Here is a 14,200-nt window from a genome sequence, read left to right as displayed (position 1 = left end):
TAGGATTAAAATTTTTATGTCAGATGCTGTTGAACAAAATCAATTCCAAATCTTTATCGATGCTAGCGCAAGTTTAAATTTTGTCTTTCAGCAGAATGCTATCCCTTTAATTCACAGTATTTCTTTAACTAGTAGTAAGTTACTTCCTAGAAGTAAGCTTATTATTCAAGCGAATCCTGAATTTATTCAAAGAACAGAAATCCATATCGGGATGTTGGATGAACAACAAAGTACCCAAATCAATAATCCTAAACTGAATTTTGATATTCATTTTCTATTAAATTTATCTGAAAATATAAAAGTAAACATAAGCTTTAAATGGTTGGATTTAGAAGATAATTTATTGGCAGAGCATCAACAAGAAATTCAAGTTCTAACTGTCGATACTTGGGGTGGAGAAAAACAACCGCTTGAACTATTGGCATGTTTTTCACAACCTAATGCTGCTTCGTTAGTACCTATTTTAAAACGTGCCAGTGAAGTACTGTTTGAAAAGAATCTTGGCAGTTTAAATGGTTATTCAGATAAAAATCCTGAACATGTTTTACAGCAAGTCAATGCGATTTGGCAGGCATTAAATGAACAGGATTTACGCTATATTGTAAATCCTGCAAGTTATATTCAACAAGGGCAACGGATTCGCTTTGCCAAACAAATTTTAGAAGAAAAAATGGCATGTTGCCTAGACAGTACGATGTTGCTCAGTTCATTGCTGGAACAAATCGGACTTGATCCGATTGTTATGTTGATTCAGGGGCACAGCTTTTTGGGAATTTGGCTACATGAAACACCACTCGTCGACATTTTGATTGATGATCTGCAAACATTACGTAAATGTACGGAACTCGGTGCAATTACGTTTATTGAAACCACACTGCTGACCTCAAAAAATAGTTTAAAGCAAGCGATAGAATCTGCTCAGTGCTTTTTACAAGTACCTGAAAAAATTGAACAGTTTTATGTTGCAATTGATATTCGACAAAGTCGTTTACGTGGAGTGCGTCCGATTTCTTTGCAGTTGGATGTCAGAAAAAATCTTGATGATAATGAGATTACTTGGACACAAGCCTCATTGCCTGAGTATGCTAGTTCTGATGAAAGTGAAAATGTTGCAACCCGCGTACAGCGTTGGCTAAGGCGTTTATTGGATTTAAGTTTAAGAAATAAATTATTAAACTTTAAAGATAATCGCCTAAGCATTCCCTTGCAATGTTCTGAGAAAACCTTAGCCTCTTTGGAAGATGCTTTAGCAGAAAATAAAGGGTTTTTCTTCCATAGTATTGAGCATATTTCTTTAAAAAATGTGACACGTGAGAATGAAGCTGATCATGTACAACACTATATTGATGAAAATTTGCATCGACAGCTATTATTTAGTGGTCTAGATAGTGAAACCTTAAATAAACGCTTGGTTGAAGTTTATCGGGCTTCACGGACGGCATTAGAGGAAGGTGGAGCAAATACATTATTTTTAGCCATTGGATTTTTGCAATGGAAAGAGTCAGAGAAAGCTCAAAGAAGCTTTAAAGCACCATTATTATTGATTCCTGTAAGAATGACGCGCGAATCTGCTAAGTCTGGTTATCGGTTATGGATGTATGATGATGAGCCACGCTTTAATTCAACTTTATTGCAGTTATTAAGACAAGACTTTGAGCTCGAAATGAGTGGCTTAGATCCATTGCCAATAGATGAATCTAGTGTGGATGTGAATGCTGTATTACAAATTGTACGCCGTGCGGTGGTCAATATGCGAGGATGGGAAGTCACTGCAGAAGCAGCAATTGGTCAGTTTTCATTTTCAAAATATCTGATGTGGCGTGATCTATCTTTACGTATGCAACAGCTAAAAGAACAGGCTGTGGTCAATCATCTGATTGAAACACCACGGGAACCATTTAAAAAACAAGAGGCTTTTCCTCATCCAGTCGAACTCGATAAAAACTATCAACCTCAGCAATTATTCACGCCCTTGTCGTCTGACTCCTCGCAACTTGCTGCGGTAATGTCAGCTGCATTGGGACGAACATTTGTACTTTCTGGACCGCCAGGTACGGGTAAATCTCAAACGATTACCAATATGGTGGCGCAATGTTTAGCAGATGGAAAATCAGTATTATTTGTTTCAGAAAAAATGGCGGCCTTAGATGTGGTTTACCGTCGTTTAAACCAGATTGGATTAGGCGATTTATGTCTACAATTACATTCTGCAAAAGCGCAAAAAATAGAAGTTTTAGATCAACTTCGTGAACGTGCCGAAAATAACAATAATCCTTATGTTGTTCAGCAAAAGCAAACCCAGCAAGCGTGGCAATTGCTTTCTCAGCAACTGGTGGAAAGCCGCGATGAGTTAAATCAGCATGTGCATATTTTACATCAACAGCATCCGATTGGTTGGAGTTTATTTGATGCCATGAGTGATGAGCTGCTACATCGGGATTTAGACAACTTACGATTTGAACTTAACATTCAGCAGTTAACTGAACAATCTCGCAACCAGTTAAAAGCGCTCAGTACAAAAGCATTTTTACAATATCAACAAATTTCCCCATCCTCTTTTGAAATACTTAAGGGATTTGCAGAGGGAAGCCCGCAGAATATTTGGAATTTGTTATGGCAAGATCAGTACCAACAGCAACAACAACATTTAGCTGAACTGATTCCACAGTTGCATTTTTCAGTACAAGCTTGGCAAGAGTGTTGCCAATTTCCCCGTGCGGAAAATCTACAGCAACTACAAAAAGATCTCGATATTTATCAGACATTGTTTAATTTCGCTCAGCAGCATGATTTGAAATTATTAAAAATTGTTGATGCGATAGATATACGACAAATTTCTGAAGCAAAAGCGATTTGCACAGAAATACAGCAAAACCGTACACGCTTAATTTTTAATTATGATGCGTCTATTTACCAAGCTGAATTAAAACAAATCGAATTTAAATGGCGTGAAGCTGTTGCCAAATTTTGGCCTTGGTCTTGGTTTGGAAAATACCAGCTGAGAAATTTAATTCGGAGTTATCAGACGGAGAAACAACGTCCATCAACGATGGTGGTTGAAAATGACTTGCCAATCCTGATCAATATTCAAAATTATCAGCAGCAATTCCAGAGCATTGAAAATCAGCTGAAAGACCGTTTGGAATCTTATTGGCAAGCTGAAAAGACAGATTGGGTACAGTTTGAAAATATTTCGATCGCATGGACGCAACTGAAACAACAACTCTCAGAACGTATGAGTCAAATTTCAGTGATTCAGCAGGCAGTGAGTTTTGCAAGCCAGCACGATTTGGGGAAAATCACCCAATATGTAGATGAATTAAAAAAAATATATAGCCAGCTTTTAAGCGATCAACAGCTTCAAACTGAACACTTAGAAGGCTATTCAATGATCACTTTTGCTGAACTTATTGCACGTCAACGGCAATTACAAACTGTGATAAGTGAGTGGCGCCATTGGCTAAATTGGCAAGGTTTAAAAACTGAACTTAAACAACAGGGTTTAGCAAGTTTCAGCGAGTTTTTACAACATCAGCCATCCGAAGCAAACGTGCAATATGCTGCTCAAAAGTTAAGACAAGAATATGTGATATTGTTAATTGATATTAATCTTGCTCGGCAATGGATTATTCAGCAGTTTAGTCAACATCCTGAGCTCAACCAGTTTAATGGTGAATTGCAGCAGCAAAAAATTCAGAAATTTTCGCAGCAGGATCGGGAACATCAACAGTTTGCCAGTGAGGAAATTACCCGTCGTTGGTATAAAATCTTTGAAAACCCTGAAATGTTTAAAAAACAATGGGCTTTACTCAATAAAGAGTTGGGCAAAAAGCGTCGGCATATACCCGTACGTGAATTAATTAAGCAAATTCCCGATGTGATTACAGGTTTAAAACCGTGTATGTTAATGAGTCCACTTTCAGTCGCTCAATATCTAGATCCTGAGTCTAAGTTTGATGTGGTGATCTTCGATGAGGCATCACAGATTCCTGTTTGGGATGCGATAGGTGCTTTGGCTCGGGGCAAACAATCGATTGTTGTGGGTGATAATAAACAAATGCCACCAACCAGTTTCTTTGGAAAAGGCGATTCTGAAGCGATCGATGAGGATGTTACCGAAGATTTGGAAAGTATTCTGGATGAATGCTTGGCCGCACAATTGCCAGAATTGGTGCTCAATTGGCATTATCGTAGTCGCTATGAAAGCTTAATTCAGTTTAGTAATCAAAAATATTATAAGGGTGAATTATTGACGTTCCCGGCACCTGTGGCTCGGGATAGTGCAATTCAATTACACCCAGTTCAAGGGGTTTATGATAAAGGTGATACCCGTACCAATAAGGCAGAGGCACAAGCGATTGTGCAATTTATTATCCAGCATTTAACGACTCAACTCACGGCTGAGGTTAAACAAACAGTTGGTGTGGTGACATTTAATATTACCCAGCAAAAACTGATTGAAGATTTGTTAGACAATGAGTTGGCAAATTATCCCGAGTTAGAGCAATTAAGCCGAGAGGGTTTCGAGCCATTATTTGTGAAGAACTTGGAAAATGTACAAGGTGATGAAAGAGATCTGATTATATTCTCAATCACTTATGCTGCAGATCAAAACGGTAAATTGTTGATGAATTTTGGTGCTTTAAATCGTCAAGGTGGACAGCGCCGTTTAAATGTTGCGATTACTCGTGCACGTCAGGGTTTGCATGTTTTTTCTACACTTCGTCCAGAACAGATTGATCTCTCGCGAACCAGTAGTGAAGGTGTACGGGATTTAAAAGATTTCCTTAGCTTTGCACAAACTGGGCAGATGGCTTATTACGCACAGTCTGTTGGAAAAGAAAAATCTAAAGATGAGCTGATGTTGTATTTGCAAACTCAATTAGAGCAGTTAGGTTGGAAAGTAGACTTAGCTGTGGGGAGTGGAGAAGGTCGGATTGATCTTGCAATTCAAGATCCTAAAATTGTAGGGCAGTATTTAACGGGCATCCTTGTAGATGGTGATGATTATGCCAAGGCTGCAACCGCACGAGATCGTGATCAACTGCGCCCAACAGTTTTAAAAGGTTTAGGTTGGCATATATTACAATTATGGACTGTAGAGTGGTGGCTTGATCCAAGAGGAAATCTTGAAAAGTTACATCGTCAATTAGAAGCTTTGGTCAATAAAATGTCTTAATTGTTTTTAGTAGGTGTTTGTGAAATCGGATTTTATAGCGCTTGTTTGGCTTAAATTTGATGCATAGTGCTTTCCAATAAACGCTGAATAATTTCATTCAGCGTTTTTATTTTTATCTAAAACGTGAACTTATACATATAAAATACCCAATTTCAGGTATATCTCTATATTCCCCCATTTGATCTAATGATTGATATTTGATCAAAATGTAGATTTGGGGATTATCATGAACAAAATTTATAAAGTTATTTGGAATTCACAACTTAGGTGCTGGCAAGCAGTTTCAGAATTGGCAAAAAATCATAATACTTCACAAAGTACTGTAGACCATAAAAACGCACTGAAGGGCGGTGTTCATAAAGCATCAGGGATAAATTTAATCCGATTGGCTTTTTTGGGGCTGGCTTTATTGCCGTTATCGATTTATGCCGCAATTTCTAATACTGAACTGCCTACAGGCGCCAATATCACTCAAGGTTCAGCCAACATTTCCCAAAATGGCAACGTTTTAAATATTCATCAAAATAGTCAAAACCTTTCGACCAACTGGAATACTTTTAATATTGGTAAAGATGCAACGGTTAATTTTAATCAACAAAACCAGTCATCTATAGCCATTAATCGGGTTTTGGATAGCAATACATCGCAGATTATGGGGCGTTTAAATGCCAATGGGCAGGTGTTTTTACTCAATCCAAATGGTGTGGTTTTTTCTAAGACAGCTCAAGTGAATGTTGGTGGTTTGGTTGCTTCAACTTTAAGTTTGAACGATGCGGATATTCAAAATGGAAAATATACTTTAAAAGCCAATGCCAATAGCACAGCAACGATAGAAAATAACGGTAGTATTCAAACTTTATCAGGTGGAACTGTTGCGCTGATTGCGCCCAATGTTAAAAATACCGGCTCTATTGTGACACCGAATGGCGTTACTCATCTCACTGCTGCCAGTCAAGTCACTCTTGCTTTACAGGATGGTTCACTGACCCAGTACCAAGTTGATCAAGGGGTATTAAAAGGCTTGGTGGACAATGGTGGTGCAATTCTTGCCGACAATGGCGCTGTATATTTAACTGCAAAAGCCAAAGACAGTTTAAGTAAAGCCGTGGTCAATCATAGTGGGATTATTGAAGCGAATCGCTTAAGCCAAAATGCCAAAGGTGAAATCATTTTGTTAGGTGATATGCAAAATGGTGAAACAAATGTCAGTGGCCTGCTTAAAGCTGAAGGGAAAAATGGTCAAGATGGTGGGTTTATTGAAACTTCAGCAGCCAAAGTAAAGATTAATAATAATACGATAGTGTCCTCTCATTCTGAGGGCGGGAAAATCGGAAACTGGTTGATCGACCCTACCGATTTCAGTATTAATTCAGGTAATGCATCGGCAAGTAGTAGCGGCATAGGCGCAACCACTTTAGCAAGCAGTCTTGCAACCAGTAATGTCATATTGCTAACTAGCTCTACGGGTAACCAAAAGGGTGATATCAATGTGAATGCTGATGTGACTTGGGGGAGTGCGACCAGCCTGACTTTAAATGCACAAAATGACATCAACATTAATGCCAACATCACAGCGACCAATAACAGTGGCAAACTTAATTTGATATATGGACAAAATACAGCCAATACCAATGCTAATTACTATATTAACACTGGCGCAAAAATAAACTTAAAGGCTGGGCAGAATTTTAGTACCCAAAAAGGAACGGCTGCTACCATTAACTATCAAGTCATTACGGCTTTGGGCGCACAGGGTTCGACTATAAGTCAAGATTTACAAGGGATCAACGGTAACCTGAGTGGTAATTATGTGTTGGGTGCAGACATAGATGCCAGTAGTACATGGCAGTGGAATGGCTATACCGGATTCGACCCAATTGGCTTTTATAATGCAACTTTAAGTCCAATGGATCTATCACAACAAGCTTTTCGTGGACGGTTTGATGGATTAGGTCATGCGATTAGTGGATTAAGTATTGACTCTATGTATCAGGGCATTGGACTGTTTGCGATTACGCATCAGAATGCACTTATACAAAATCTTGGACTGAATAATATAAGTTATTCAGGTTATGGAAAAACAGGTGGGATCGTGGGGCTTAATCTTGGCACGATTAATAATGTTTATGTCAATGCTGGCTTAGTCACAGGTAATACCGAGCAGTATGGCGGATTGGTGGGTTGGAACTATAATTCAGGAAATATCTTAAATTCTTATGCCAATGTGACTGTAAAAGGAAAATATTCTAATAATAATTATATTGGTGGTTTGGTTGGTTATAGTGACGGAGTTGTAAGTTCTTCTTTTGCAACAGGTGCAGTGACAGGAAATAATTATATTGGTGGTTTAGTTGGTGGAATATCAGGGCAAATCAATAACTCTTATGCAACAGGTACTGTCATCGGAAATCAATATGTTGGAGGACTGGTGGGTTTCAATGGCGGAAGTGTTGACAAAAATTATTCTTCTGGAAGTGTAACTGGGAATACTTTTGTTGGTGGTCTCGTTGGTGGTGGTAATGGTACAACCACAAATAGTTTCTGGAACACCAGTACTTCTGGAAGAACAAGCAGTGCGGGTGGTATAGGAAAAACCACAACAGAACTTCAGCAAATTTCTACTTTTGCAGGTTGGGATATTGATGATGCAGGTGGTACAGGAAAAGTCTGGCGTATTTATGAAGGAAGATCTGCACCGTTACTACGTCATTTCCTTAAACCCTTGGTTACAGAAATTGTCGCTAATTTTTCTGACAAAATTTATGATGGATCGATAGCTTCTGGAACGCTGGCTTCAGGGCTGAATTATAAAACAACTGGTAAAAATGCAGGGATTTATAGTTTAAATGATGGCTCAATCCTGATTAGTGGTGTTCCAATCGCGGCAAATATAACACAGTTTGGCGATGATGTAATTTATAAAGAAAATGGTGGATCAGGTTCATTAACAATCGCGAAAAGAGATTTAAATATTAATGGCTTGAGCGTTGCTGACAAAGTCTATGATACATCAAAAGTAGCAACATTATCGGGTACTGCTGGAGTGACAGTGCTGTCAGGTGATTCAGTGACACTTTCGGGTATTGGATTTGGATCATTTACTGATAAAAATGTGGGCAATAATAAAAATGTGATTGTGTCGGGTTATACGCTGACTGGAACAGATGCTTTAAATTACAACTTGCTGCAGCCGACAAATCTTAAAGCCAGTATAACGCCTGCAGTTTTAACCATTAATGGAATAAGTGTTGCAGATAAAACGTATGATGGCTTGTTCAATGCGACCTTAAATGGTACTGCTTCAATCAATCCATTTGCTGGAGATTTTGTTGGATTGACTGGTAGTGGTCTAGGAACATTTACAGATAAGAATGCAGGAATCCGATCTGTGATCGTAACAGGCTATAACTTAACAGGTGCGGATGCAGGAAATTATACTTTTAGTCAGCCTATAGGTTTAAGTGCCACAATTCACAAAGCACAAGCCATTGTAAAGGCCAATAGTTTAAATACGGTTTATAACGGTAAAGATCAAACGGCTGCTGGCTTTACTGCAACAGGCTTGGTCAATGGCGAAACTACAACTGTATTGTCAGGCGTAACTGCAACAGTGACTGCTAAAGATGCAGGCAAATACACCAACACAGTAACAGGTGCAGACAAGAACTATGATCTGACACTTATTGATGGCTCATTAGATATTGCTAAGGCGAAAGCCACCGTAACCGCCAATAGCGTATCAACCACCTATAACGGTAAAGATCAAACGGCTGTTGGCTTTAGTGCAACAGGCTTGGTCAATGGCGAAACTACAACTGTATTGTCAGGCGTAACTGCAACAGTGACTGCTAAAGATGCAGGCAAATACACCAACACAGTAACAGGTGCAGACAAGAACTATGATCTGACACTTATTGATGGCTCATTAGATATTGCGAAAGCGAAAGCCACCGTAACCGCCAATAGCGTATCAACCACCTATAACGGTAAAGATCAAACGGCTGTTGGCTTTAGTGCAACAGGCTTGGTCAATGGCGAAACTACAACTGTATTGTCAGGTGTTTCGGCAACTGTCACAGGTAAAGATGCCGGTAGTTATGCCAATACAGCCACAGGTACAGATAAGAACTACGAGCTAAGTTTTGTTAATGGCTCTTTGGATATCGCCAAAGCTAAGGCGACAGTAACAGCCAATAGTGTAACAACGACCTATAACGGTAAAGATCAAACGGCTGCTGGTTTTAGTGCGACAGGCTTAGTCAATGGTGAAACTGAATCGGTATTGTCAGGTGTTTCAGCCACGGTGACTGCTAAAGATGCAGGTCAATATACCAATACCGCAACAGGTATAGATAAAAACTATGAGCTCAGTTTTGTTAATGGCTCATTAGATATTGCTAAAGCTAAAGCTACTGTCACCGCCAATAGCGTATCAACCATTTATAACGGTAAAGACCAAACGGCTACTGGCTTTACTGCAACAGGCTTGGTCAATGGTGAAACAGAATCAGTATTATCAGGCGTAAACGCAACGGTGAATGCTAAAGATGCAGGCAAATACAACAACACAGTAACAGGTGTAGACAAGAACTATGATCTGACGCTTATTGATGGCTCTTTGGATATTGCTAAGGCCAAAGCCACCGTAACCGCCAATAGTTTAAATACGGTTTATAACGGTAAAGATCAAACAGCTGCTGGTTTTACTGCAACAGGCTTGGTCAATGGTGAAACTACAAGTGTATTGTCAGGTGTTTCAGCCACGGTGACTGCTAAAGATGCTGGCAAATACACTAATAGCGCAACAGGTCTAGACAAGAACTACGAGCTAACCTTTGTTGATGGCTCATTAGATATTGCCAAAGCCAAAGCTACAGTAACTGCCAATAGCGTATCGACTACCTATAATGGTAAAGATCAAACTGCTACTGGTTTTAGTGCAACAGGTTTGGTCAATGGTGAAACTGAATCAGTTTTATCAGGTGTTTCAGCCACGGTGACTGCTAAAGATGCTGGCAAATACACTAATAGCGCAACAGGTCTAGACAAGAACTACGAGCTAAGCTTTGTTGATGGCTCATTAGATATTGCCAAAGCGAAAGCTACAGTAACTGCCAATAGCGTATCGACTACCTATAATGGTAAAGATCAAACAGCTGTTGGCTTTAGTGCGACAGGTTTGGTCAATGGTGAAACTGAATCAGTGTTATCAGGTGTTTCAGCAACAGTGACTGCCAAAGATGCAGGTCAATACACCAATAGCGCAACGGGTCTAGATAAAAACTACGAGTTAAGTTTTGTTGATGGCTCATTAGACATTGCCAAAGCTAAAGCCACTGTCACCGCCAATAGTTTAAATACGGTTTATAACGGTAAAGATCAAACAGCTGTTGGCTTTACTGCAACAGGCTTGGTCAATGGTGAAGATACATCGGTACTCTCAGGTGTAAGTGCATCGGTGATTGCTAAAGATGCAGGCAAATACATCAATACCGCAACGGGTCTAGACAAGAACTATGAGTTAAGTTTTATTGATGGTTCTTTGGATATCGCCAAAGCTAAAGCCACTGTCACCGCCAATAGTTTAAATACGGTTTATAACGGTAAAGAGCAAACAGCTGCTGGTTTTAGTGCGACAGGCTTAGTCAATGGTGAAACTGAATCAGTCTTATCAGGTGTTTCAGCAACGGTGACTGCTAAAGATGCAGGTCAATATACCAATACTGCAACAGGTCTAGATAAGAACTATGAGCTAAGCTTTGTTGATGGCTCATTAGATATTGCGAAAGCCAAAGCCACTGTAACTGCTAATAGTGTATCGACTACCTATAACGGTAAAGATCAAACAGCTGCTGGCTTTAGCGCTTCTGGTTTAGTCAATGGTGAAACAGAATCAGTCTTATCAGGTGTTTCAGCAACGGTGACTGCTAAAGATGCTGGCAAATATACCAATACTGCAACAGGTCTAGATAAAAATTACGAGCTTAGCTTTGTTGATGGCTCATTAGATATTGTCAAAGCGAAAGCCACCGTAACTGCCAATAGCGTATCGACTACCTATAATGGTAAAGATCAAACAGCTGTTGGCTTTAGTGCAACAGGCTTGGTTAATGGTGAAGATACATCGGTACTCTCAGGTGTTTCAGCAACGGTGACTGCCAAAGATACAGGTCAATACACCAATAGCGCAACGGGTCTAGATAAAAACTACGAGTTAACTTTTGTTGATGGTTCATTAGACATCACCAAAGCCAAAGCCACTATCACCGCCAATAGCGTATCGACTACCTATAACGGTAAAGATCAAACAGCTGTTGGCTTTAGTGCAACAGGTTTGGTCAATGGTGAAACTGAATCAGTCTTATCAGGTGTTTCAGCCACGGTGACTGCCAAAGATGCAGGTCAATACACCAATAGCGCAACGGGTCTAGACAAGAACTACGAGTTAAGTTTTGTTGATGGCTCATTAGACATTGCCAAAGCCAAAGCCACTGTCACCGCCAATAGTTTAAATACGGTTTATAACGGTAAAGATCAAACAGCTGTTGGCTTTACTGCAACAGGCTTGGTCAATGGGGAAGATACATCGGTACTCTCAGGTGTTTCAGCAACGGTGACTGCTAAAGATGCAGGTCAATACACCAATAGCGCAACGGGTCTAGACAAGAACTACGAGTTAAGTTTTGTTGATGGTTCATTAGACATTGCCAAAGCCAAAGCTACTGTCACCGCCAATAGTTTAAATACGGTTTATAACGGCAAAGATCAAACAGCTGCTGGCTTTAGTGCAACAGGTTTGGTCAACGGTGAAACTGAATCGGTATTATCAGGTGTTTCAGCAACTGTCACAGGTAAAGATGCAGGTAGTTATACCAATACAGCCACAGGTCTAGATAAGAACTATGATCTTAGTTTTATTGATGGCTCATTAGATATTGCTAAGGCTAAAGCCACTGTGACCGCCAATAGTGTATCAACTACTTATAATGGTAAAGATCAAACAGCTACTGGCTTTACTGCAACAGGCTTGGTCAATGGTGAAACTGAATCAGTACTCTCAGGTGTTTCAGCAACGGTGACTGCTAAAGATGCAGGTCAATATACCAATAGTGCAACGGGTCTAGACAAAAACTATGAACTAAGCTTTGTTGATGGTTCATTAGACATTGCCAAAGCCAAAGCTACTGTCACCGCCAATAGTTTAAATACGGTTTATAACGGCAAAGATCAAACAGTTGCTGGCTTTAGTGCAACAGGTTTGGTCAACGGTGAAACTGAATCGGTATTATCAGGTGTTTCAGCAACTGTCACAGGTAAAGATGCAGGTAGTTATGCCAATACAGCCACAGGTCTAGATAAGAACTATGATCTTAGTTTTATTGATGGCTCATTAGATATTGCTAAGGCTAAAGCCACTGTGACCGCCAATAGTGTATCAACTACTTATAATGGTAAAGATCAAACAGCTACTGGCTTTACTGCAACAGGCTTGGTCAATGGTGAAACTGAATCAGTACTCTCAGGTGTTTCAGCTACTGTGACTGCTAAAGATGCAGGTCAATATACCAATAGTGCAACGGGTCTAGACAAAAACTATGAGCTAAGCTTTGTTGATGGCTCTTTGGATATCACCAAAGCTAAAGCCACTGTCACCGCCAATAGTTTAAATACGGTTTATAGCGGTAAAGATCAAACAGCTGCTGGTTTTAGTGCGACAGGTTTGGTCAATGGTGAAACAGAATCGGTATTGTCAGGTGTAACTGCAACGGTTACCGGCAAAGATGCTGGCCAATACACCAATACTGCAACGGGTCTAGACAAGAACTACGAGTTAAGTTTTGTTGATGGTTCCTTAGATATCGCCAAAGCCAAAGCTACTGTGACCGCCAATAGCTTAAATACAGTCTATAACGGTAAAGACCAAACGGCTATTGGTTTTAGTGCAACAGGTTTGGTCAATGGTGAAACTGAATCGGTCTTATCAGGTGTTTCAGCAACGGTGACTGCTAAAGATGCTGGCAAATACACCAATACTGCAACAGGTCTCGACAAGAACTATGATCTTAGTTTTATTGATGGCTCATTAGATATTGCTAAAGCTAAAGCCACTGTGACCGCCAATAGTGTATCAACCACCTATAACGGTAAAGATCAAACTGCTGCTGGTTTTAGTGCTTCTGGTTTAGTCAATGGAGAGACAGAATCTGTATTATCTGGTGTAAGCGCAACGGTTACCGGCAAAGATGCTGGCAAATACGCCAATACTGCAACGGGTGCAGACAAAAACTATGAGCTAACTTTTGTTAATGGTGCATTGGATATTGCGAAAGCTAAAATTAACCAAGTGACAGGCATTAGCGCCAATAATCGTATTTATGATGCAACCACCAACGCAACATTAAATACTGGATCAGCACAATTCACTGGTATGGTTGCAGGCGATGAATTGAAAGTTGCAACAGCAACTGGACAATTCGATGATAAAAATGTGGGTATAGCAAAACAAGTCTCGATTCAGGGTGTTAGTTTAAGTGGTGCAGATGCACACAACTACGAGTTGATGAATAACACTGCACAAACTACGGCAGATATTCGCCAAGCCAATATTCAAAACATTGCTGGAATTACGGCTAACAATCGTACTTATAATGGATTAACTGCCGCTGAACTTAATCTCAGCAACGCACAATTCAACGGGATCTACGCTGGGGATAATTTAAACGTTGCAACAGCAATAGGACAATTTGACAGTGCAACCACAGGGCAAGCAAAAAATGTATCGATTACAGCTTTAAGTCTAGGTGGCTTAGATGCTCAAAACTACAAACTTGTGGATACCACCGCTGTGACCACAGCTGATATTTATCTGTTAACCCCTGCAGCGTATTTACAAGCCATACAATTCAAACGACCGCGTTATTTGCCTGAAACCAATAACGTCTTAAATACAGTTGATTTAGATGTACGCCAAGGTGGAGTTAACACTGCAGGTATTCAAATTTTGGCAGGGGAGCACTAATT

General features: G+C 39.9%; 2 protein-coding genes. Both read left to right on the top strand.

Annotated features, from left to right (window positions below; all coding sequences use genetic code 11):
* Positions 1-16 precede the first annotated feature (16 nt).
* On the top strand, positions 17-5,179 hold the full coding sequence (locus AC2G3J_RS13095) for an anti-phage protein ProA (protein ID WP_483770098.1): 5,163 nt from the start codon (positions 17-19) through the stop codon (positions 5,177-5,179).
* Positions 5,180-5,405: 226 nt separating this feature from the next.
* Entirely contained in the window at positions 5,406-14,198 is an 8,793-nt protein-coding gene (locus AC2G3J_RS13090) for an MBG domain-containing protein (protein ID WP_483770097.1), read from the top strand.
* Positions 14,199-14,200: the final 2 nt, after the last annotated feature.

The sequence above is a fragment of the Acinetobacter legionensis genome (assembly GCF_057165765.1).
The sequence above is the reverse complement of the archived record's forward strand: the minus strand, read 5'-3'. Positions and strand labels throughout refer to the sequence as shown.

Coding starts and splice junctions, on each gene's coding strand:
- AC2G3J_RS13095 (WP_483770098.1), top strand. CDS start 17: ATGTCAGATGCTGTTGAACAAAATCAATTCCAAATCTTTATCGATGCT.
- AC2G3J_RS13090 (WP_483770097.1), top strand. CDS start 5,406: ATGAACAAAATTTATAAAGTTATTTGGAATTCACAACTTAGGTGCTGG.